This window comes from Agrobacterium sp. FDAARGOS_525 (assembly GCF_003938925.1).
GTDB lineage: Bacteria > Pseudomonadota > Alphaproteobacteria > Rhizobiales > Rhizobiaceae > Agrobacterium > Agrobacterium pusense.
The window spans coordinates 21,178-42,642 of sequence record NZ_RKIU01000008.1; the positions used below are offsets into that span (position 1 = coordinate 21,178).

The window sequence follows — 21,465 nt, forward strand, 5'->3', positions numbered from 1 at the left end:
AGCGGGGATAATGACGGAGCGCCTGACTCTCGCGGATCTGACTGCGCGACTGCAGGGTGGCCTTATCGTTTCCTGCCAGCCCGTGCCTGGCGGTCCGTTCGACACCGTCGATGCAGTTGCTGCCTATGCCCGTGTCGCCGAAGCCGGCGGCGCCGTCGGCCTGCGTGTCGAAGGTGTGCGCAATGTCGAAGGTGCGGTCGGCGCCAGCCGACTGCCGGTGGTCGGCCTGATCAAGCGCGACCTTGACGACAGCGCCGTACGCATCACCCCGTATGACGAGGATGTAGAGGCGTTGGTGCGTGCCGGCGCTACGGTTGTCGCCGTTGACGCCACCGACAGGCCGCGGCCGGTTCCATCCGCGCAGCTGATCGCCACCATCAAGCGGCTTGGCGCGATCGCCATGGCCGATATCGCGACGCAAGCCGAGGCGCGGGCCGCGCTGGCGGCCGGCGCCGACATCACCGGCACCACCATGTCAGGCTACACCGGACCGGAGCCGGCTCCAACGATGCCGGACATTGAGCTTATCCGTGCTTGTTCAACGCTCGGAGCGCCCGTGCTGGCCGAGGGCCGGTACAATTCCCCTCATCTCGCCGCCGCCGCCATCCGCGCCGGTGCTCTTGCCGTCGTCGTCGGCTCCGCGATCACCCGGCCCGAGCACATCGTCAGCTGGTTCAAAGAGGCCGTCGAAGTCGCTGCCCGGCCGTCTGAACCTGTTCTGGCTTTTGACATCGGAGGCACCAAGACACTCGCCGCCCTGGTACGGGGCAGCAAGGTTCTTGACCGCAAGCTCATGGCGACCCGCCGCGACATCGGCGCGCCCGGCTGGATCGCGGAACTCGTCGCCATGGCGGATGGCTGGCGGGGCAAATACGCCAGTGCCGCCGCCGCCGTTACGGGCCTTGTCGTTGATGGCAAATGGTCGTCGCTCAATCCTGGCACACTGGTTATTCCGGACAACTATCCGATCACCCGAAAACTCAGTGATGCGCTTGGTGTGCCGGTTGAAGTGGTCAACGATGCGCAGGCAGCGGCGTGGGGCGAGCATCGGTTTGGCGCAGCGCGAGGCCGCGACATGGCCTTCCTGACCGTATCGAGTGGCATCGGCGGCGGGCTCGTGCTCGGCGGGCGTCTGCTGCGCGGTGCGCGCGGACTCGCCGGAAGCCTCGGACAGTCACCGCGCATCACAGCCACAGGACCGGTTCGCCTCGAGGCACTCGCCTCGGGCTTTGGCGTCGCCGCGGCCTCCCGCGCTGCCGGCCACAATGGCGATGCCAGAACCGTCTTCGCGGCTGCTCAAACCGGAGAAGCCTGGGCCGAAGATATCCTCGGCGCATCGGTGACCGAGTTGGCAGCCGCCGTGGCTGGCTTGCAAGCCGTTATCGATCCCGACTGCATCGTCATTGGCGGCGGCGTTGGCCTTGCCGAAGGCTATCTTCAGCGGCTGCGGCATGCCCTTGATAGCTTTCCCAACGTCTTGATCCCCAATTTGGTCCGTCCCGCGCTAGGCGTCGATGCCGGCATCATCGGCGCGGCGGATCTGGTCGCTCACCCACATGGTGACGGTTGCGGCCGTCATGCTTAACCGATTGATAGGAGAGGAGAATATGAATGTCCTGGAACTGTGTGGCAAAACTCATTGCGCTGAGCTCTGCGACCATCGCGCTGTCGACGGTGACCGCCATGGCCGGTGAAGCTTGGCCGGATCTGCCGGTCGGCATCAAGAACGGCATTTCTGCGCGGGTCGGTGATACGGCATATGTCGGGCTCGGATCCGCAGGCACAGATTTCTATTCGCTCGATCTCGCCAATCCGGCCTCGGGATGGGCCAAGCGCGCTCCCTTTACCGGACCAGCCACCAACGGCGCTGCCGTTGCCGCCTCGGGCGGCAAGATCTTCGTCTTCAGCGGCAACGGCAAGGCAAGCGCGGACGCCAAGTCGCCGATCATCTTCGACACAGTCTATGCCTACGACACCGCCTCCGACAGCTGGTCGAAGCTCGACACCCAGACGCCGGCAGGGCTTTCGGGCGCCAAGGCGCTGCCGCTGAACGACGGTCGCATCGCCATCGTCGGTGGCTACAACAAGGAGCTGTTCGACAAGTACCTTGCCGACGTCGCCTCCATCGACAAGGACAAGGACCCGGAAGGCTTCAAGAAGCTTGTCGATTCCTACATGGGCATGGCGCCTGAAGATTATCGCTGGAACACCAAGGTGCTGTCCTACGACCCGGAGGCCAACAGCTGGGGTACCCTCGGCGACAACCCCTTCCTGCCCAATTGCGACTCGGCCGTCGTCGCCCAGGGCGTCGATGCCTTCATGGTGGTCAGCGGCGAAATCAAGCCAGGCTTGCGAACGCCGGCCGTGAAGTCGATTAAGGTCGAAGGGCAGCAAACAGTTTGGAAAGAACTCGCCGACCTGCCCAAGCCAGCCGCCGACAACCGTCAGGAGGGAGTGGCCGGCGCTTATGCAGGAGAGGTCGCCGGCGCGCTGCTGGTCGCCGGTGGCGCAAACTTCAAGGGTGCCCAAGCAAATGCGGAGGCCGGCAAATGGTTTGCACATGACGGTCTCAAGAAGGACTGGCGTGACGAGGTGTATTCATTTGACGGCGCCGGTTGGAGCGAAGTTGGAAAACTACCCCGTGGCCTGGCCTATGGCGCTTCCTTCTCGACGCCCGACGGATTGTTGCTCGCTGGCGGCGAAGATGACGAAGGCAAACCTCGAAGCGAAGTGTTCCTACTCAGATGGGCCGGCAAGGGCGTCACCATCGAGAACTGATCTCTGCCAAAGTGGGGACCATTCAATCGTGTGCGCTCGTTCCGATTTCGGCCCGACTCGCCCTTCACCGCCAAACGGAGAACGTGCTGCCCACCTGCGGGCAGCACGACGTAAGCCGAGGTTCGAGTGGCGGTCGTGATATTGAGGTTCTGCAAATTCGCGGCCGAGATGCCCGGCAAATGCGCGCGCTGGCGACTGAAATCTCGCGAATGTCGGCCTGGGCGAAGCCGTGTATCCCACCTCAGTAGAGCTTGATGGTCGAGCGTCGTCGTCCCACGGAATTCGAGTCAGTTTGGCTTCTTACATCAACTTATCCGATATGCTATAACATAACATCCTCAATCGAAAGCGACACGTTGCGGTAAACTTGTCGAATGGCGAACGATACACTTGGTGCAGCCTGCCGGAGGCGAGAGGCGGCCAGCTGTCGGACAGCGACAGCAACTAAACGACACCTCGTCAAGGAGTAAACGAATGCAGCACTGGCTGGATAAGCTTACCGATCTCACCGCGATCGAGAGCGATCAGTGCACCCTCGAGGACGCGCTGGCAGGCCTAGCTGAACAAATCGGTTTCGGCGGCTATGCGTACCTCAACATCCAGCCGGGCCATGTTCGTGCAATTACGAACTATCATCCAGAATGGCAGTCTGTGTACTTTGAACGAAACTACTCGGCGCTCGATCCGGTCGTAAAGCGCGCGAAATCCATGAAGCGCACCTTCACATGGGCTAGCGAGCAGGAGGGGTCTCGCCTTTCAAAGCCCGAGCGGTCATTTTACGCGCACGCCGCCGATTTCGGAATCCGCTCAGGCATTACCATCCCGATCAAAACTGCGAACGGTTCGATGTCGATGTTCACCCTGGCCTCGGAGAAGCTGACAATCGACCTCGACCGAGAGATCGATGCAGTCGCTGCCGCAACTGCCGTCGCCCAGCTCCACGCCCGTATCGCCTTCCTGCAAGCAAGGCCCAGTGCGGAGAACGCAGCCTACCTTGACCCCAAGGAAGCCGCCTATCTTAAGTGGATCGCCGTCGGCAAAACGATGGAGGAGGCCGCGGATCTTGAAGGGGTCAAATACAACAGCGTGCGCGTCAAGCTCGCCGAAACCAAAAAGCGTTTCGACGTTCACACAACAACGCACCTGACTGCTCTCGTCATTCGCAGAAATCTGATCTGAATCTCAGTTCACGCAGACCTTCGGGATATAGCCAAGGATGTCGACCAACGTGTTCACCACACTCATCTGAGCATGCATGTCCATGCAGGCTTCGATATAGGCAATATGCTGAGCGCCGCCTACGGCGGCTCCTGACTTATAGTCTTCCGGCAGAGCCTGAAACAACTGGTCGGCTTTCTCGACCAGATTTCGGTGGGTATGAATGGCGCCGACCGTTAGGCCCTCCAGATCGGCCAAAGGCAGACCGCGTGTGAGCCCAATCACGGCCCGAAGCTCGAGCTTGTCTGTCACCGTCGCATCTTCCGGTTCCATGCTGTTCCAACCTTGGTAAGTCTGCGGTACGCCCCCGCAAACGCTAATCTCTGATCCCAAGCCGGGGGTTGGAAACTGTCCTAGACAGTCCTGAGACCTTTAGCACCGAGGCGCCTGGACATACGTCACAGGCCCCCGGCCATAAGGTCAGAGGATTCTGGCGCCGTCTCGGCCGGCGCCAACCGCTAGGAGGGGTTTCCACACCCCAGGACAGCGCGTACTGCCCTACTCGGCCTTATAAAGGGCGATTGCTGTTTTCGCCAGCGCAAACAGTTGGATAATCGCTTCAGGCCGGCGGGCAATTTTCTCCGCCCTCAAGGTCACCTGGCACCGATCCCCGAAAGATCGATCCGAATGCCCGCCGCGTTCGGATCGGATATCGCGCCCTTACGTACAGGTTCGGTATCGTCCACGGCCGTTTCGTCACCACTCTGCTCAGCGGTTTCGCTTTCGCTTGCAGATGCTGGCTCCTGCAGCTTCACCTCACCGGGGTCGGGCGCCCGAAACACGGCGGTCCCCTCAAAATACCCCGTCTGCCAAGCGATGATGGCATCATCGAAGACCTGAGGCATGACCTCGTTTGCGGAAGGATTGCCGTACCATTTGGTGACGATGCGGTAGACCTTGGCAAATAGGGCCGTACCGATGCGCAGGTTCGCGCAGGGATTCACCAGGTCGGGTTTCAGTTCGCGGGCTTCGACCAGGCCGAGACCGGCCGGATACTGCGTCAGCCCGACGCGCACGACCGCGCGCCCGACATGCTGGCGAATCAGCTCCATCGCCTCGTCCACTGTTGTAGGCCTCGGGACGAGCACGACGCGATTGCCGGAACGAACCGAGATCGCGAGCGGGTCCTGCGCCCCTCCCCGCTCGATGAACCGTTCGACGATCGCAGGCGTCAGGCTTGGATCGGCGCATTGTTTTATGAGGGCGGCGTCAACCATCCGCGGTCTCCTTGGTTCTCAGGAATTGAATGCCGTGACGAAGGGCAAGCCGAAGAGCTTCGCCCAGGCTATGGTGCTCGCCTGCTGGATCGCGACGATCGAGGTGCCGGCGGTCCACCAGCCGTTTCCAGTCGCGACGATGACGTCAGGCCCATGCAACATCGACTGCAGCGCCGGCCAGACGATCAGTTGCTCGTAGCAGATCAGCGGCGCAATCTTCATCCCGCTGACCTCGACGGCGGGGTTGGCGAAGAAGGACGCGCGCGCACCCCCGCCCTGCCCCGTCCAGGCGCGCCATGGCTGCCACATGGAAACCGGAACCGGCATGCGCTCGCGATAGAGGATCGCTGATCGGTCGGCCGAGACCGCCACCAGCACATTGTCGTAGCCCTGGCGCTCGAGGACAGCGGCGCCAGCAATGACGGTGACGTCGCGGTCGCGTAAGGCCTCTCGCCACAGTTGGTCGACGGTTGGTGTCCAAAAGCCGAGCGCGCTTTCGGGAAGGACGATGACACGGGTTTGCGAGTCCACGGAGGACAGCACCGTTGCGATGAGGTCACGGTGGTGAGCGAGCGAGCCGTCCCGCCCGAGGTTTCGACCCTGTTCGAGGTCGACGCCCTTCCATCCAGGCGGTAAAAGTGGTGGCGTCCAGCTTGCGGCGGACCAGGCCCAGAATCCTCCCAAGACGATTGCTGTGGCCGGCCAGCCTCGCGATATCATCGTCGCGAGGCTGGTGGCTGCTGCCGCAAGACCCCACCATCCCCATCCGGGAAAGAGCACGCCAGCCGCGGTGATCGGCTGCGCCCATCCGGTCATGCCGAAGGGGGGCAGCGCCATCAGCACCGTCGCCACGAGATAGCGCACCACCCTCCCTCTTCCCGGATGGACCTTCCCCTGCCTTCCTTCATCGGGTTGGTTTGCCCACGCCGCTGCATGCACGACGACGAAGGAGACCGAAGCCGCCAGCCAGAGCAGCAGGCCAGGCCAAAGGTCGGCGGCGAAGAAATTTGCAACCCCGTGGGGCAGGCCGCGCGATGCGGCCAGGAAATATCCCGCCGATACAAGGGCTGCGACCACACGCGAGGGCGACAACGCCCACAGTGCCGGAAAGATCATGGCGGCCGGAAGCGCAAGGACGTAGCCGCTCCAGCCGATCGCGCCCGCGGCAACCGCCAGCAGAACAAGAAGGGCTGGTTTCGCCCGGTCAGGGATTGAAGGTGAGAACCGGCCGGGCAAGGCCAAGAAGGCCGGAATCCGGGACCGGCCCAAAATATCGGGAGTCATAGGAGCTCGCATAGGATGAGTGGAGAAACAGATGAGCGGCGGGCACCAGGCCGCCGGCATAAGGCCGGATCGCCCTGCCCTCGCCGTCAGTGGCCCGAAGATTGGAGGCCGGGAGCTTCCTGCCGTCGATGACGACGCCGGCGCCAATCTCGACACGCTGGCCAGGAACGGCGGCGACAGTCTTGATGAGCGGCGCCACGCCACCCGGGCAGAGCCCGTGTCGCAGATATCCGCGGTGGCGTGCTTCCTCGAAGAGGGCCGTAATCGGCGGGCAGACAAACACCAGATCGCCGGCGGAAACGGTTCGGTGAAGCGGTTGTATACGCCAAAGCCCCAGCGGCTCGCTCGGCGTCAGGTTCAGTCGGAAACCGCCGACGAAGGCCACAGCGATCGCACCGAACATGAACGTGACGACGGATACGACCGGCAACAGACTGCGCCGCCTTCTCATTGCTTCATGACCGGGGTCTGGCGCTGCGACAGCCGCAATTCCTCGACCTGCTTCAAGGTGGCGGTCGTGCGTTCATGGGCGGCAAGCTGCTGGGCCGCGCGCATGACCGGCCAAGCCTCCATCAGCCGTTCCCTTTCCTGCGGCGCAAGCCCGTGTGCGAGCTTCTCGAACGGCTTGCCGGAGGGGTCCCGCGCGGCGTTGGTGAGCAGGCTGCGCTCGCCGAAGCGCTCGGCAATGGCCTTGTTGAAACCGTCGATTTCGAGCTTCGCCTCGCGGTTGCTGAGCGCAAATCCGAGGGCTGCGGGCAAGTCGTTGCGGTCGATGGCGTCGCGCACCCGCTCGAGAACGGAGCGCGCCGATGGCGACAGCGCCGGGATGTCGATCGAGACACGATGGCGCAGCGCCCTCTCTTCCGCCTCCAGGCGCCGGGCAGCGCTCTCGCGCATCTCAAGATAACGCTCGAGATCACGGGCGAGTGCGGGCGCATTGAGCCTGGCGGTGCTGCGGTCCTCTCTGTCGGCGCGGCTCGCCAGCAATCCCGTCTTGCCCTTGAGCGCGCCGAAGCTTTCCGGCTCGTTAGCAAGCCTGGCCGAGGTTGACTTCGCTGCCGTCGGATCCTTCAGCATGGCATCGACATTGGCCGCACGGAACGCGGCTTCCGGATCGGCGTAGACGAGACGGAAGCGCGTCGAAACTTCGTCCCATTGCTGCTTCAGCGCCGGATCCGAGACGAGCTTGTCCTCGACCGCCTGTTCGACGGATTTCGGGAAGATGGTGATGCCCGCAACCATGGGCCTGGTCTCCTTCATGTCGCTGGAAATCGAGCTTTGCTTTGCGCCGGCAACGAGGCCGAGCTTCGTGCCGACGGCGATCAGGCGGGCGCGGAGATCGCCGAGCCGTTGCTTCTGCCGAACGGTCCATTCGTTCCGGTCGCGGACGATCGTGCGCGCGACCTTCATAAGATAGAGGCCGCGGATCTGGGCGAAGCGAAGGGCGCCGCGATAGGAGGATGCCTTCTCGTAGTCGAGCGTCGTTTCCTTCGACCCGTCGCGCGACAGCCGCTCCGAGAGTCGATCGAGCGCGATCGCCTTGACGTCGACGACCTCCCAGCTGTGGCGCTTGACCTGCTTGCCGTCCGCAAGGCGAACTGTCTGCGAACCCTTGTAGTCGAGACCGATGCGGTCGCCGATCCCGGAGCCGGCGGCGGTGATGGCGCGCTCGAGGTCGACACCCCAGATCGTGTGGCGCTGCCCCTCGCCGGTCTCCAGCGTCACGAAATAGCTGTCGTGGTTCTTCGGATCGTTCTCGTAGGGTGCGGCGCCATGATCGATCAGCACGCCGCCGCGGTTGGTGAGCTCGTTCAGACCGACATAAAGCCGGGCGGCATCGCGATGACGCGTGAGCGCGACATAGGTCAGATGGCGGTCCATCGTCCGTGAGGCGAAGACCCTGACGTCGTCGACGGTCGCGCCCTGGGATTTGTGCACGGTCGTCGCATAGCCGTGGTCGAGATTGGTGTAGAAGCGCTGCTCGACCGTGACCTGACGCCGTTCGTCGCCCCCGCCGATTTCGGCGACGATCCGTCCGGCGGCCGCCGCGACGACCGTACCCAAAACGCCGTTCTTGACGCCGAGCGAGCCCTCGTTTTTCAGGAACACGATCCGGTCGCCGGCTGCGAAGCGGCGCGCGCCGTCTTCGGTGCGGAACAGATGACCTTCATCGATGATGCCGCGCTCGACGAGTTTCTCGCGCGCCATCTCATTCAGGGCACGGACATCGCTGCGACGGTGTGCGAGGATGAGCGAGGTTCTGGTTGGATCGTAATCGCGGTTCCAATCCTCGATCAGCGCACGGGCCGTCTCTTCGCGGGTCCATTCCGTCCGCACCATTCCAGCTCTCTCGTAAGCGGCGAGCGCGTCACCGACACGACCGCGCGAGAGGTCGATGGAGGCGTGGCGCATCCATTCCTCGCGCTGGCGATAGATCGTCCCGAGTTCGGCATATCCGATGCGATCGGTGATGGCGCGGAAAGCCGCGCCTGCCTCGATCGGCTGCAGCTGATCAGGGTCGCCGACGAGGACAAGTTTGGCGCCAGCCCTGGTGGCTGATTCAACGAACAGCGCCATCTGGCGCGAGGACATCATGCCCGCCTCGTCGAGCACGAAGACAAACTTATCGTCGAGACGATCACGGCCCTCGTTCCAGCGTAGCTCCCAGGACGAAAGCGTGCGCGAGACGATGCCCGCTTCCTTTTCCAGGCCTTCGGCCGCCTTGCCGGCGAGCGCCCCGCCGACGACACGATAGCCGGCCGCTTCCCACGCTTCGCGCGCCGCCTTCATCATCGTGGTCTTGCCGGCGCCGGCACGGCCAACCACGGCCGCGATGCGCTCGGCCCCGGCGACATGTTCGATCGCCGAACGCTGTTCGTCGGACAGACGTTCATGCCGCGCGAAGATAGCGCTCAGAATGTCGGATCGGACGGCGTGAGAGGAGCGGCGCGACAGCCAGACAGCCTGCTTCGCCATCTCCGCTTCGAGCCGGATCAACGCGCGCGTCGTGTATTTCGCGGGCTCGCGGATCCCGGTCGCAAGCGAGATCCCTTCACGTTCGAGCCGCATGGCCTCGGGGTTCTGCAGAATGCGCGGCATGAGGCTCTGAAACAGCGCCGCGTCGTCGATATAGCGATGAAGCACCCTGGCGACGTCGCGCTCGTCGAAGACGCTCTTTTCGCGGGTGATGAGATCGAGAACCAGTGCGGGATCGCGCCGGATGCGCAGCGCGTTTTCCTCGCGGCGCTCCGCCTGAATTTCGCTGAGTTCGAGCTTCAGGGAACGCGTCGCTCCCTGGCTTTCGGCAAGTTTTGCTTTTCGCTGCATCGCCTTGGTGCCGACACCAAGGTGGATGGTCGGAACGAGATCGATACCCTGCTTTTCGTAGGAGCGCCCGTCGACGCGAAGATCGATCCCGTTCAGCGCCAGATGATGGTTTTGGCGCTCGAACCAGCCATCGCGCAACGCGTTGAAATCGTCCGTGCCGCCGGCCCAGAGCTCGTAGACGATCTTGCCTGCTTTGGTCCTGAGCGGCTGGCCGTCCTCGCCGATCACCGCGACCTTCTTGGCCCCGAATCCGTCCTCGGTCAGGGGGCGGAGCGTCGTCATCAGGTGGATGTGCGGATTGCCGGGATTGTCATGGATGACCCAGTCGGCGACCATGCCCTTCGACACAATCTGTTTTTCGACAAAGTCGCGCACGAGCGCGATGTTCTGCTCGGTCGTCAATTCCACCGGCAGGGCGATGGTCAGGTCCTTGGCAAGCTGCGCGTCGGAGCGTTTCTCGAAGCATTCGACCTCGTTCCAGAAGGCTTCCGAAGCGCCGGCGATCGACCGATCGGCGATCAGCGCGCGCGCCCATGCCGGCGCGCCGGCCGGAAGCAGGAACTCCTCATGCACCAGTCCCTGTTTGCGGGTGTAGTCGACGGTGCGGGCTTCGCGCTCGTAATCCATCCTGGCGCAGTGGCGATAGGCCGCCGACAGCACGGCGCTGCGGCCGGAGCCGCGGGCGACGATGCTGACGGAGAAATGGGCGATGGCCACGGCGACGACTGCTCCCGAATTGAACCCGGTTCGTCGGGAGCGGCAACCAGGGACAAGCCTCTGAGCAACGCGTCGCGCCAGCGACGTATAATTGCGCCCTTGGCTCCGCTCCTTCGGAACGGCGGGATGATCTCGCAAAGTGTCGGCCTTGCCGACGTGCAAATCTGCACATTCCCTCGAGGGGTCATCCGGGAGAGGTTTGGCGCTGCGAATGCAACGCCAAACGAAAAGGACGGACGACCGGAATGAAGAAGCCATCATCGAAGATCAGGGAAGAAATCGCCCGTTTGCAGGACCAGCTCCGGCAGGCGGAGACGCGCGAGGCCGAACGCATCGGCCGGGTCGCGCTTAAAGCCGGTCTTGGCGAGATCGAGATCGAGGAGGCCGAGCTTCAAGCCGCGTTCGAGGAAATCGCCGGGCGCTTTCGCGCCGGCAAGGCCGCTGCAATCGGAAGAAAGAATGGAGGTGATGGCAATGCCGCCGGCGAGAAAGGCTCGACGGTCCCGGCTGGCGCGGCTGCGGGCAGCGCTGGCGAGGCTTGAACGGATGGCCCGGACCATGTCGACCGACGCCCGCAGACAAGACACGCGCGAGAAGATCGAGCTGGGCGGCCTGATCGTGAAGGCCGGCCTGCGCTACGAGAAGCGGGCGCTTTTGCTCGGGCTGCTCATCGATGCGGCCGCACGCTTCCGCAACGATGCTGCCGAGCGCGCAAGGTTGATGGCGATCGGCACGGAGGCGTTCCGTCGTGACGCCGAGTAGGCTGCTCCTCGCCATCGTCCCCGCCACGATCATGTGTGCTGCGACGATCGTCATTTCGGGTATCGAGCAATGGATGGCCGCGTTCGGAACGACGGGACAGGCGAAACTCGTTCTCGGGCGCATCGGACTTGCCCTTCCCTATGCGCTTGCCGCAGCTGCGGGGATGATCTCGCTGTTTGCTGTCAACGGCGCGACGAACATCAAGACGGCGGGCTGGAGCGTTGGAGCTGGAAGCCTGGCGGTCATTCTGATCGCCGTGCTGCGCGAAACGGTCCGGCTCGGCGGCGTTGCCGATCGCGTTCCGGCCGGCCAATCGGTTCTGGCCTATGCCGATCCCGCTACAATGTTGGGCGCGGCGACAGCACTTGTCTCTGGCGTCTTCGCAATGCGGGTTGCCGTCAAGGGCAACGCGGCGTTTGCGAAGCCCGCGCCGCGGCGCATGCACGGCAAGCGGGCCGTTCATGGTGAGGCCGACTGGATGCGCATGACCGACGCTGCCAGGCTGTTTCCGGAGAGCGGCGGGGTCGTTATCGGCGAACGCTACCGCGTCGACCGCGACAGCGTCGCCGCCGGCGCGTTCCGAGCCGATACTCCCGAAACCTGGGGTGCGGGTGGAAAGAGCCCGCTCCTCTGCTTCGACGGCTCGTTCGGCTCCTCGCATGGCATCGTGTTCGCGGGTTCGGGCGGCTTCAAGACGACGTCGGTGACGGTCCCGACATCGCTCAAATGGGGTGGCAGTCTCGTCGTGCTCGACCCCTCGAGCGAGGTTGCCCCGATGGTCATCGATCAGAGGCGGAAGGCGGGCCGCAAGGTGATCGTGCTCGATCCCGCGACGCCCGCCATCGGCTTCAATGCACTCGATTGGATCGGCCGCTTCGGCGGGACGAAGGAGGAGGATATAGTCGCGGTCGCGACCTGGATCATGACCGACAATGCGCGCGCTGCGTCGGCGCGCGACGACTTCTTCCGCGCCTCGGCGATGCAGCTTCTGACCGCGTTGATCGCGGACGTGTGTCTCTCGGGTCATACGGAAGAAAAGGACCAGACGCTGCGGCGGGTGCGCGCCAATCTGTCCGAACCCGAACCGAAGCTGCGCGAGCGTCTGACGCGCATCTACGAACAGTCGGAATCCGACTTTGTGAAAGAGAATGTCGCGGTGTTCGTCAACATGACGCCGGAGACATTCAGCGGTGTCTACGCCAACGCGGTGAAGGAGACGCACTGGCTGTCCTACCCGAACTATGCATCGCTCGTGTCGGGCGACAGTTTCTCGACCGACGATCTCGCGGGAGGCGGCACGGATCTGTTCATCGCTCTCGACCTGAAGGTGCTGGAAGGCCATCCCGGTCTCGCCCGCGTCGTCATCGGCTCGCTGCTCAATGCCATCTATAACCGCAATGGCGATGTGACGGGACGCACCCTCTTCCTGCTCGATGAGGTCGCCCGCCTCGGCTATCTGCGCATCCTCGAAACGGCGCGCGACGCCGGCCGCAAATACGGCATCACGCTCGCTATGATCTTCCAGTCGATCGGCCAGATGCGCGAGGCTTATGGCGGGCGTGACGCGACAAGCAAATGGTTCGAATCCGCGTCCTGGATCTCGTTCGCTGCGATCAATGATCCGGACACGGCCGAGTACATCTCGAAGCGCTGTGGTGACACCACGGTCGAGGTCGATCAGACAAACCGCTCCACGGGCATGAAGGGATCGTCGCGCTCACGCTCGAAGCAGCTCAGCCGTCGGCCGCTGATCATGCCGCACGAGGTCCTGCGCATGCGCAGTGACGAACAGATCGTCTTCACCGCAGGCAATCCACCGCTCAGATGCGGTCGCGCCATCTGGTTCCGGCGTGACGACATGAAGGCCTGCGTCGGGCACAACAGGTTTCATCGCGAAGAAGAGAGAGGTGGATGAGAGCCCCGATCGAAGGGGCTTGCATGTGCCGGCTGCAAGCCGGTCCGCGGGAGGATCGCAACCCGCATGGGACGAAACCGCTTGGCGGGTTCGGTGCGCTTCAGCGCATAGAGCCGTGCGGCAAAGCCGCCTCGCCCACTCCCTATTTCCTCCAGAGGGGAAAACCATCAGCGAGATGAATCAATCACGCGGGATCGATTCATGGAAGTCGTTGGACGCTGCTTCAAAACGAAGCGAGAATCCAATCATGGAAAACGAGGGGACAGGCCAGGTTAATCTTCACCGCATCGACGCGGCCCAGAACATGCGTCGCTTCTATACGCTCACGATCCAGCCGACCCTGTTTGGTGGCGCCTCCATCATCCGCAACTGGGGCCGGATCGGATCTAACGGCCAGACGATGATGGAAACCTTCGACGGCCAAGAGGATGCAGACAGGGCGCTATCGCGCCTGGAGCGCACGAAACGAAAGCGGGGCTATCGCGACGCCCACCGCGCCAAATAACAGACTTTGAACAGCCCGAGCCTGCTTGTTTCCGGTGGTTTTCTCGCATCTGCCAACACTTCCAGCATTCGCGCCTCTATCGGCGCCGCGTCTTCATCGTCATAGCTGAAGGACAACCACCAGCAGAGGAGACTGTCCTTCATGACTACCACCAACGAAATCGCCGACAAGATCGCATCCGAGCAGAACCTGACCAAGACACAGGCCAAGGCCATCGTCGAAAGCGTGTTCAGCCAGATCGCAGAGGCGGCAAAGAGCGGCGCGGAAACTTCCATCCCATCCTTCGGCAAGTTCAAGATCAAGGACACGCCGGAACGCGAGGGCCGCAATCCCGCAACCGGTGCGACGATCAAGATCGCCGCTTCGAAGAAGCTGACGTTCACGCCCGGCAAGGCGGTCAAGGACGCACTGAACGGCTGAGGCGAGTGGGCTGCTGAGATCGGCAGCCCTATGGAAGTCTCCTAGAAAGGAGGCTCCCCGCTGATGCGGCCGTCCTGTTCGGCCTCAACGGCCGCAAGCTCGGCCTGCGCCAGTTCCAGCTCCACCGCAATCTGGCAGCGCTCGCTCGCGTCCAGAACGGCCCTGAGCTCAGCTTTCAGTTCCTCGATTTGCATTTCGAGAGAAATCGACATCGTCGTCTCCTTGACGTTTGTGAAAGACGACGCCGCGCGTCATGGCGGAGCGGAGGAGTCCAGGATCGCGGAACGCGACCGCCGGAGGCGGCGAGCGGGGGAGCCGAAATGCGCCAGCATTTTGGGGGTACCGCTCGTGCTGGACGCCTTCGGTCCGCCATGGCATTCTCGGACGAACTGAGCAGACCCCCCAGCTCTCCGGATGGCACCCGAAAGGCCGGAAGCGGGCTCGATGCCCGCGACCGGCTTCCTCATGCGACATAAGAAGAAGAGCCCGCCCGGTGGCGGAGCTCCTGGGCGTGGCGATCAAGCCTCCCGCTTCGGGCGGTTCCAGATGAGGGCGTATTCCCCTTCCTTCTCGCTCGGCCAAAGCGCCGCGGTGATCGGGGCGTTGAAGCTCGGGTCGTCCAGCTTGACCGAGATATATTCCTCGCCGTCGTTGGAGACCGCCTTCCAGCCTGCGCCGACCTCCACGCCGTTGCCGGCGGTGATGCGAAAGTCCGGGGCGTCGCGCGAGACGCGCTCGATGGGATGCAGGCGGGCCTTCATGCTGACCGTGAGCGTGCGGACGTTGCCGATGATCGAGTTGTTGCCGTTGGTGGTGAATTCGCCGATGACTGCCATTGTCGTGATCCTTTCCGGTTTGTTCGGGCGCGCCTGTCGCGGCCTCGATGACGGTGTAAGAACCGGGGGCGATCGACACTGCACCCTCTGGGCCGAAACGAAGTGGAGGGCGGCCGGGAGCGGCTTTCTTGGACCGCGAGGAATGCGAACCTGTTCGCAGGGGAAGAAAGTTGCGGATGGCCGTTGCGGGATGGCGATCGAGACGAAGTCGTCCTTCGGTCACACCAGATCCATCGAGGTCCGCGCGGGTGCGCCCCGCTTCAATCGGGCAAGGAACACCGATCATGGCCCGGAGTTTGTCTGCGATCCCCGACGGCGACCGCGGTGATGGCACCGCTCGCTCACGATGGCTCCCGTCTGCACGGCCCGCCGTGTCGGTCGATCCCTCACCGACGCCCCATCCGCGTCATCTCACCGGCAAACGCGCTGACCGGCACCGATCGCATGGCGGCTCTTGCATCGGCCGCGTATGCTCGGACATGCGGGCGGCACGGGTTTCAGGACGCCTAACTGGAGGTCGGTCGAGAGGAAGGGACGGGAACGCTTCGAGACGAACAGGCTTGTGGCTTGCCATTATCAGCCAACCGGATCCGCAGTCGAGGCGGGGCTCGTTCCGTGCGCGCCGCCGGTTGCGCCCGCCCGATCAAAAGGGGGCCACAAGTGCCGTTCGCCGACGCTGCACCGTGCCCTTAGACGCGCTCGGCGAAATGTGCTTCGGCTTGTTTGTCGGGAGTGTCGGCGCGGGAATCTTCCAGAGCCGCCTGCACCTTCGCCCGGAACCAGCCGTCATGGCCGGCCGCGTCAGGGTACGGTGTCGATGTCTGTCTGTCTGAACTCATCTGCCGTCGCCAGAATGGGCACGTTGTAATATTTGGCGCATGCGTAATGCAAGCAGTCGCCGAGATTGAGGCCCCGGCGGCCCGCGCGATAGCGATGCGCGGCGGAAAGAGCGATCCGGGTCGTCGCGTCCGCAGGCGGGAGATCGCGGATTTCGATCCCGCGCTCATCGAGGAACTCGATGACGATCGGTTCTACCTCCGCCACGGCGAGGCCAAACTTGTCGGGGCGGGCAAGGCCGAGCACCGCCTCAAGCACGGCGACCGGGGATGTGAAGGCGACCTTCGCTGACGCGATCGCATTGGAGACACGCTCCGCTTCCGGCTCGTCGGAGAGGAGCGCGATGATGGCGCAGGCATCGACGAACATCAGCTTTCCCACAATTCGTCATAGGCTTCGCGCGGAAGCGGCTGTCTCTGAGCCTCATCGAGCTTGACGCCATGCTGTTTGCGGAGCCGGGCGGCGGTTTGCAGCGGCGTCTCCTGGTGGCGGCGGCGTTCGATCGCCTCTTTCATGGCAATCACGATTGCATCGGTAATGCTGACGCCGGCTATATGCGCGAACTTGCGCGTGAGAGCGTCCGCTTCGGGATTGTTGACATTGATCGGCATGGGCCACTCCATGTTGATAAATTCAGGAAATAATGTAGATCGCCTCGCCCATATCTGCAAGGTTCCTCCAACGGGGGACACGGAGGTCGCACCTCCGACCGGGGAAGACGTCTTACCCTCCCCTTCGACCTTAGGGGCGAAAGGCATCAGGCGGCCTCCCGCTCGGTCTTCGAATTCGCCTGGAGGTCATGAAGATAGGCGACAGCGCGTTGCGCATGTGCGGCCGCCTGGAAGATTGCCCGGCGGTCACCGTCGAGCAGCTTCAACCACGAGGCCACATAGCTCGCGTGATCCGGCCGCGGCTCCAGTTCCGGGACGATCCCGAGATCGGCGCAGAGGAAACATGCCCCTATGTCGGCACAAAGCTCTTCGCGCGCGCGATCCGTGCGATCCTTGTGATAGCGGCTCAAATCCCGATTCAGCCGGTGGCTTGCGCCGACCCAGTGGGTGATCTCGTGACCGAGGACGGCGTAATAGCTTTCGGCATCCCGGAACGCCTCGAACTTCGGCATCTGAACGGTGTCGCTGGATGGCTGATAGAAGGCTTGGCGTCCGCCGTGCCGGATTACTGCGCCGGTATTGGCGAAGAAGCGGTCCGCATACTCGATGCGCTCGAGCGGCTCTGCGACCGGTTCCGGGCGGCGATAGTGGTGATCCGGAAGCCCCTCAATTTGATCGCAATTGAACACCGTGTACGCCTTGAGGAATGGAATGTCGCGCTCGACTTCCCCGCCGCCGGCATCCTTCTCTGTCTTCGTGAATCGACTGGCATAGACGACGGTCGCACCGCTTTCGCCCTTGCGCACATGGGCGCCAAGTTCGTTCGCCTGCCGAAGCGTCATCCATGTCGTCGATGTAAAACCGCGCGCGATACTCTCCGACCAGAGCAGGAGGACATTCAGCCCCGTATATGGCTGTCCGTTATGGCGCAGCGGCCGGGTGATACGGCCGGACATGTTGCCGGCACTCCAGGGCTGCACCCACGGGCGCACCCCCTTCTCCAGATCGGCGACGATGCGCTCCGTGATCCGTGCATAGATGGGGTCAGAACAAGAGCAGGCCGAAATCGTACGCTAAGGTCGAACAAATCCGGAACGATGCCGTAGATCGGATGTGCAACATCCGATCTCTGTGGATTGCCATCGACATGCGCCAATTTTGATTTCTCTGTCCGGCCCGACTCGACAACGCTTCACGCAGATTGGTCATGAATGGGGTCGGGCGATGGCAAAGCGCAAGCTTCTCAAAGATCAAGATCGCCGGAAGCTTGTCGATATCCCGGTCGACGAGGACAGCCTAATCCGCCACTATTCGTTGTCATTGGCGGATCGCCTGGAGATCGAACTGCGGAGACGTAATCACAATCGGCTCGGCTTTGCCATCCAGCTATGTCTGATGCGATACCCAGGTCGAGTGCTTGGAGCAGAAGAAACTCCGCCTCGCGCCATGCTGAAGTATGTTGCTGATCAGATCGGCGCCGCTCCAGACGAATTTGCTCTCTATGCACGTCGTGAAGAAACTCGTCGGGATCATATGGCGCGGCTAATGGTCTATCTGGATACGAGAAGCGCGACGCCGCCAGATCGCCGCGCCGCGCTATTAGCGGCAATTCAAGCGGCGACCATGTCAGACGACGGTGCTGCGATAGCCAGTTCGGCTGTCGCCGCATTTCGCGAACGCGGAGTTCTTCTGCCGGCGATCGACACGATCGAACGCATTGGCCTTGCCGGCCGTGCCATAGCCCGTCGCCGGGCAGAAAAAACTCTGATTGAAGAAATCCCGCTCGATAGGCTTCAATCACTGGATAGGCTGTTAGAGGTTGACCCGTCGATCGGCAAGACGCGCTTCCACTGGCTGCGCTCGGCGCCAGAAGCGCCGGCTGCGTCGAACCTCGTCGGGCTGACCGAGCGAATAGCTTTTCTGCGGCGGCTGGAGATCCATCCGGAACTGCAGGCGCGGGTATCATCCGGACGGTGGGACCAGATGATCCGGGAGGGCAACGCAACGCCGGCCTGGCTTGCCAACGAATTCAACGCCAGCCGTCGCCACGCTCTGATCGTGGCTCAAGTCATCAAGCTTTGCCAGAAGATCACGGACGATGCTGTGACGATGTTCATCAAGCTGATGGGCAAGTTGTTCTCGCAAGCCAATAATCGGAAGAAGCAGCGGCAGATGGACTGCAGAGCGAACACCGCCAAAGCGCTGCGCATGTTTCTGGATACGATCACGGCCCTGCAGTCTGCCAACGACTATGGTCGGAACGCATTAGATGTTCTCGACCAAAGAGTCGGCTGGGACCGGCTGCTTCGGATAAAGCCCGAGCTCGAGTCGATGGTCGACGACAACGAGGCGCCGTCGTTGATCGTAGCAGCCGAGCAATATTCGACCGTCCACAAGTACGTTGGTGCATTCCTTCAGGCCTTCACGTTCCGCTCGGCGCATCGCCACGACCCGCTTCTGGCGGCAATTGCGCTACTGAAACGGCTTTATACCGAGAAGCGGCGGACACTCCCGGATCGCTTGCCGATCACCCACCTCAGCCAAACTGATCGACGGCTTATCTTCGAACAGGGTAAACCCGATCGCCGTCTCTACGAGATCGCCACGCTCGCGGCTTTGCGAGACCGGCTTAGTTCTGCGGAGATCTGGGTCGATGGCAGCCGATCTTTCCGGCCCATTGATGAGCATCTGATGCCGCGGTCGACATTCATCTCGATGAAGGAAGACGATCGTCTCGGTTTGGGGGTCCAGAGCGACGGCGCGCAGTGGCTTGCCGAAGCGCGTCAGATGCTCGACTTCAACCTGACGCGTCTGGCGCACAGAGCACGATCTGGAAAGCTCGAGGGAGTTCGTCTCGAGGCAGGAACCTTGATTGTCACACCAACCGCCAGCGAAGTCCCCGCAGCCGCCGAGGAGCTGAATGCCGAGATCAGCGACATGTATCCGTTGGTGGAGGTTCCCGACTTGCTGAGGGAGGTGCATGAATGGACCGGCTTTGCAGATACATTCACGCATGTTCGCACCGGCGACGTTCCGAAAAATGTCTCTGCCATGCTGGCGGGCGTCCTGGCGGATGCGACCAATCTCGGGCCGAAGCGAATGGCTGGCGCATCCAAGGGGATCAGCGCTCATCAGATTGGGTGGATGCGCACATTCCATGCTCGATCGGAGACTTACCGCGCGGCGCAAGCATGCATCACCGATGCCCACACCCAGCATCCACATTCCCGCCTTTGGGGCAATGGCACAACGTCATCGTCCGATGGCCAATTCTTCCGTGCGAGCGATCGAGCTGCAAAGCGCGGCGACATCAACTTGCATTACGGCAGCGTGCCCGGATCGAAATTCTATAGCCATCTGTCAGACCAGTACGGCTACTTCAGTATTTTGCCCATCAGTCCAACCGAGAGCGAGGCGGCCTATGTGCTCGATGGGCTCTTCGATCAGGACACGGTCCCAGACATCCAGGAGCACTTTACCGACACGGGCGGTGCCAGTGATCATATCTTCGGGCTGTTCGCCTTGATCGGAAAGCGGTTCTCACCGCGACTGCGTAATCTCAAAGACCGGAAGTTCCACACGTTCGACAAGGGCGATGCACATCCGGCGCTGTCGAACCACATCGGGGCGCCGATCAATGCCAATCTGATCATCGATCATTGGGACGATCTGCTCCATCTCGCGGCGTCGATCACGACGCGGTCCGTGGTCCCGTCTACGATACTCAAGAAACTGTCCGCATCTCCGAAGCAAAGCCATCTTGCGAGGGCGCTCCGCGAACTCGGCCGTATCGAGAGGTCGCTCTTCATGATCGAATGGTACTCAAGTCCGGCACTACGGCGGAGATGCCAAGCGGGTCTCAACAAAGGTGAGGCCGCCCATAAGCTCAAACGCGCTGTCTTCTTCCACGAGCGAGGCGAGATTCGCGACAGGTCGTTCGAGAGCCAAGCGTTCCGCGCCTCTGGTCTCAACCTCGTCGTCAGTGCGATCGTCCATTGGAATACCGTCTATCTCGACCGTGCAATCACACAGCTGAAGCGAGCGGGTCGAGACATTCCTGATACTCTGTCGAAGCACATCTCGCCGCTCAGTTGGGAACACATCAACCTTACCGGCATCTACACTTGGGATGCCGAACATCAGATGCCGAACGGATTTCGATCGCTTCGTATGCCAGCCGGGCTGCGGCGGGTCGCATAAGTTCTCAATCTGTTCGCCCTTAGCGTACGATTTCGGACTGCTCTTGTTCTGGCCCCCTGGAAGAGGAAAGCGTGACCGGCATCCGGATAGAGCATGAGCTTGGCATTGGGTGCTTGCTGCGAGAGCACATAGGAGCGATATGCCGGGATCATCACGTCATGCGCTCCATTGGCGACCAGTATCGGCAGCCTGAGCTCGCTCGCCCGGTGCAATATGCCGGGCCAGGAAGACATCGCCTTCACCTGCATCATCAGCGCTAGCGGTGACGTTGCCGGTCCACAATCAGGCTGCGACCGGATACGGGCAAGAGAGGCGCGGCCTGCGGCGGTGGCGCATTCGCTTGACGGATAGAACAGGAAAAGAAAGTCGTCCTCGTCATTCTCGCTCTTCGTCATGACGTGCGGCACGCGCGGATGTTGCTGCGGGCCGTCTGCAACGGGTCCGGGACTTGAGCCCGCGACAATCAGCCGGCGGACCAGATGCGGGAAGTTCAGTGCAAACTCCAGGCCAGCCGCTCCACCCAACGACCAGCCGAGGACATCAACCTGAGACAACCCGAGCACTGCCACGACGTCGGCAGCGATGGCTGCCATCCCGCCGATGGTCGCCGGCACGGTGCCGTTCGATCGTCCAACGCCGGCGCTGTCGAAGCGAATGATGCGGCGATCCCTGGCAACCGCTACAATGAAAGCCGGATCCCAATCATCCATGGTGCCCCGAAAGCGCTGCAGGAGAAGGAGCGGGATGCCTCCTTGCGGTCCGTCGAGGCGGATGGCGAGCCGGCCATGGCTGGTCTCGATTCCATCATTGTATTTGGAAGAGAACATTAGGTTTTCCT

Annotated in this window: 20 protein-coding genes; 9 read left to right on the top strand and 11 right to left on the bottom strand. The window is 62.5% G+C overall.

Annotated elements, in window-relative coordinates:
* Positions 1-10: 10 nt before the first annotated feature.
* The 3 genes from EGT36_RS29500 to traR all read left to right on the top strand — a co-directional run bounded on the left by EGT36_RS29500 (position 11) and on the right by traR (position 3,957).
* Positions 11-1,585 (top strand): putative N-acetylmannosamine-6-phosphate 2-epimerase, encoded by a 1,575-nt coding sequence (locus EGT36_RS29500; protein ID WP_035226507.1) that lies wholly within the window; start codon positions 11-13, stop codon positions 1,583-1,585.
* Between the two features lie 26 nt (positions 1,586-1,611).
* Entirely contained in the window at positions 1,612-2,778 is a 1,167-nt protein-coding gene (locus tag EGT36_RS29505; RefSeq protein ID WP_035226509.1) for an N-acetylneuraminate epimerase, read from the top strand.
* A gap of 474 nt (positions 2,779-3,252) precedes the next feature.
* Positions 3,253-3,957, top strand: coding sequence for an autoinducer-binding transcriptional regulator TraR (traR, locus tag EGT36_RS29510; RefSeq protein WP_035226512.1), 705 nt, complete (start codon positions 3,253-3,255; stop codon positions 3,955-3,957).
* Positions 3,958-3,960: 3 nt separating this feature from the next.
* On the opposite strand, the gene EGT36_RS29515 is transcribed toward traR, so the two are convergent.
* The 5 genes from EGT36_RS29515 to traA form a co-directional block, all read right to left on the bottom strand.
* Positions 3,961-4,269, bottom strand: a complete 309-nt coding sequence (locus EGT36_RS29515; protein WP_035226514.1) for a transcriptional repressor TraM — start codon at positions 4,267-4,269, stop codon at positions 3,961-3,963.
* 320 nt (positions 4,270-4,589) lie between these two features.
* Positions 4,590-5,213 carry a TraH family protein gene (locus tag EGT36_RS29520; protein ID WP_035226516.1) on the bottom strand — a complete coding sequence of 208 codons (624 nt, stop codon included), beginning with the start codon at positions 5,211-5,213 and terminating at the stop codon, positions 4,590-4,592.
* 18 nt (positions 5,214-5,231) lie between these two features.
* The gene (locus EGT36_RS29525) at positions 5,232-6,449 is read right to left on the bottom strand and encodes a conjugal transfer protein TraB (protein ID WP_051796455.1); all 1,218 of its coding nucleotides are present in this window, start codon (positions 6,447-6,449) and stop codon (positions 5,232-5,234) included.
* Positions 6,418-6,948, bottom strand: coding sequence for a conjugative transfer signal peptidase TraF (gene traF / locus EGT36_RS29530; protein WP_035226518.1), 531 nt, complete (start codon positions 6,946-6,948; stop codon positions 6,418-6,420). The genes EGT36_RS29525 and traF overlap by 32 nt, the downstream gene beginning before the upstream one ends.
* Positions 6,945-10,541 carry a Ti-type conjugative transfer relaxase TraA gene (gene traA, locus EGT36_RS29535; RefSeq protein WP_035226520.1) on the bottom strand — a complete coding sequence of 1,199 codons (3,597 nt, stop codon included), beginning with the start codon at positions 10,539-10,541 and terminating at the stop codon, positions 6,945-6,947. Before traA ends, traF begins: the two co-directional genes overlap by 4 nt.
* 245 nt (positions 10,542-10,786) lie before the next feature.
* Here traA and traC point away from each other — a divergent pair, with 245 nt between their 5' ends.
* The 5 genes from traC to EGT36_RS29560 all read left to right on the top strand — a co-directional run bounded on the left by traC (position 10,787) and on the right by EGT36_RS29560 (position 14,143).
* Positions 10,787-11,083, top strand: a complete 297-nt coding sequence (gene traC / locus EGT36_RS29540) for a conjugal transfer protein TraC (RefSeq protein WP_035226521.1) — start codon at positions 10,787-10,789, stop codon at positions 11,081-11,083.
* A 4-nt stretch (positions 11,084-11,087) separates the two neighbouring features.
* Positions 11,088-11,303, top strand: a complete 216-nt coding sequence (gene traD, locus EGT36_RS29545) for a type IV conjugative transfer system coupling protein TraD (RefSeq protein ID WP_035226523.1) — start codon at positions 11,088-11,090, stop codon at positions 11,301-11,303.
* Positions 11,290-13,218, top strand: coding sequence for a Ti-type conjugative transfer system protein TraG (gene traG / locus EGT36_RS29550; protein ID WP_080823609.1), 1,929 nt, complete (start codon positions 11,290-11,292; stop codon positions 13,216-13,218). The genes traD and traG overlap by 14 nt, the downstream gene beginning before the upstream one ends.
* A gap of 247 nt (positions 13,219-13,465) precedes the next feature.
* The gene (locus tag EGT36_RS29555) at positions 13,466-13,723 is read left to right on the top strand and encodes a WGR domain-containing protein (protein ID WP_035228306.1); all 258 of its coding nucleotides are present in this window, start codon (positions 13,466-13,468) and stop codon (positions 13,721-13,723) included.
* 141 nt (positions 13,724-13,864) lie between these two features.
* Positions 13,865-14,143, top strand: coding sequence for an HU family DNA-binding protein (locus EGT36_RS29560; RefSeq protein ID WP_035228304.1), 279 nt, complete (start codon positions 13,865-13,867; stop codon positions 14,141-14,143).
* Between the two features lie 41 nt (positions 14,144-14,184).
* Here EGT36_RS29560 and EGT36_RS30775 read toward each other — a convergent pair whose 3' ends face one another.
* The 5 genes from EGT36_RS30775 to EGT36_RS29590 form a co-directional block, all read right to left on the bottom strand.
* Positions 14,185-14,355: a hypothetical protein gene (locus EGT36_RS30775; protein ID WP_167378254.1), complete on the bottom strand. Its 171-nt coding sequence runs from the start codon at positions 14,353-14,355 to the stop codon at positions 14,185-14,187.
* 306 nt (positions 14,356-14,661) lie between these two features.
* On the bottom strand, positions 14,662-14,979 hold the full coding sequence (locus tag EGT36_RS29570) for a DUF736 domain-containing protein (RefSeq protein WP_035228302.1): 318 nt from the start codon (positions 14,977-14,979) through the stop codon (positions 14,662-14,664).
* A gap of 801 nt (positions 14,980-15,780) precedes the next feature.
* Positions 15,781-16,185: a type II toxin-antitoxin system VapC family toxin gene (locus EGT36_RS29580; protein ID WP_035228300.1), complete on the bottom strand. Its 405-nt coding sequence runs from the start codon at positions 16,183-16,185 to the stop codon at positions 15,781-15,783.
* A complete protein-coding gene (locus EGT36_RS29585) occupies positions 16,185-16,427 on the bottom strand; it encodes a type II toxin-antitoxin system VapB family antitoxin (protein WP_035228298.1) in 243 nt (80 codons plus the stop codon). Before EGT36_RS29585 ends, EGT36_RS29580 begins: the two co-directional genes overlap by 1 nt.
* Positions 16,428-16,573: 146 nt before the next feature.
* Positions 16,574-17,494, bottom strand: coding sequence for an ArdC family protein (locus EGT36_RS29590; protein WP_035228295.1), 921 nt, complete (start codon positions 17,492-17,494; stop codon positions 16,574-16,576).
* A 157-nt stretch (positions 17,495-17,651) separates the two neighbouring features.
* On the opposite strand from EGT36_RS29590, the gene EGT36_RS29595 reads away from it, so the two are divergent.
* Positions 17,652-20,627 carry a Tn3 family transposase gene (locus EGT36_RS29595; RefSeq protein ID WP_125271721.1) on the top strand — a complete coding sequence of 992 codons (2,976 nt, stop codon included), beginning with the start codon at positions 17,652-17,654 and terminating at the stop codon, positions 20,625-20,627.
* Here the strand turns inward: EGT36_RS29595 and EGT36_RS29600 are convergent.
* On the bottom strand, positions 20,567-21,454 hold the full coding sequence (locus EGT36_RS29600) for an alpha/beta fold hydrolase (protein WP_080823613.1): 888 nt from the start codon (positions 21,452-21,454) through the stop codon (positions 20,567-20,569). The genes EGT36_RS29595 and EGT36_RS29600 overlap by 61 nt on opposite strands.
* Positions 21,455-21,465 lie beyond the last annotated feature (11 nt).

Excerpts from the sequence above, each read along its gene's own strand:
- EGT36_RS29515 (WP_035226514.1), bottom strand. The coding sequence starts at position 4,269 with ATGGAACCGGAAGATGCGACGGTGACAGACAAGCTCGAGCTTCGGGCC.
- EGT36_RS29585 (WP_035228298.1), bottom strand. The coding sequence starts at position 16,427 with ATGCCGATCAATGTCAACAATCCCGAAGCGGACGCTCTCACGCGCAAG.
- EGT36_RS29505 (WP_035226509.1), top strand. The coding sequence starts at position 1,612 with ATGTCCTGGAACTGTGTGGCAAAACTCATTGCGCTGAGCTCTGCGACC.
- traD (WP_035226523.1), top strand. The coding sequence starts at position 11,088 with ATGGCCCGGACCATGTCGACCGACGCCCGCAGACAAGACACGCGCGAG.
- EGT36_RS29595 (WP_125271721.1), top strand. The coding sequence starts at position 17,652 with ATGGCAAAGCGCAAGCTTCTCAAAGATCAAGATCGCCGGAAGCTTGTC.
- EGT36_RS29600 (WP_080823613.1), bottom strand. The coding sequence starts at position 21,454 with ATGTTCTCTTCCAAATACAATGATGGAATCGAGACCAGCCATGGCCGG.
- EGT36_RS29500 (WP_035226507.1), top strand. The coding sequence starts at position 11 with ATGACGGAGCGCCTGACTCTCGCGGATCTGACTGCGCGACTGCAGGGT.
- EGT36_RS29560 (WP_035228304.1), top strand. The coding sequence starts at position 13,865 with ATGACTACCACCAACGAAATCGCCGACAAGATCGCATCCGAGCAGAAC.
- traF (WP_035226518.1), bottom strand. The coding sequence starts at position 6,948 with ATGAGAAGGCGGCGCAGTCTGTTGCCGGTCGTATCCGTCGTCACGTTC.
- traC (WP_035226521.1), top strand. The coding sequence starts at position 10,787 with ATGAAGAAGCCATCATCGAAGATCAGGGAAGAAATCGCCCGTTTGCAG.
- EGT36_RS29520 (WP_035226516.1), bottom strand. The coding sequence starts at position 5,213 with ATGGTTGACGCCGCCCTCATAAAACAATGCGCCGATCCAAGCCTGACG.
- EGT36_RS29570 (WP_035228302.1), bottom strand. The coding sequence starts at position 14,979 with ATGGCAGTCATCGGCGAATTCACCACCAACGGCAACAACTCGATCATC.
- EGT36_RS29555 (WP_035228306.1), top strand. The coding sequence starts at position 13,466 with ATGGAAAACGAGGGGACAGGCCAGGTTAATCTTCACCGCATCGACGCG.
- EGT36_RS30775 (WP_167378254.1), bottom strand. The coding sequence starts at position 14,355 with ATGTCGATTTCTCTCGAAATGCAAATCGAGGAACTGAAAGCTGAGCTC.
- EGT36_RS29580 (WP_035228300.1), bottom strand. The coding sequence starts at position 16,185 with ATGTTCGTCGATGCCTGCGCCATCATCGCGCTCCTCTCCGACGAGCCG.
- traR (WP_035226512.1), top strand. The coding sequence starts at position 3,253 with ATGCAGCACTGGCTGGATAAGCTTACCGATCTCACCGCGATCGAGAGC.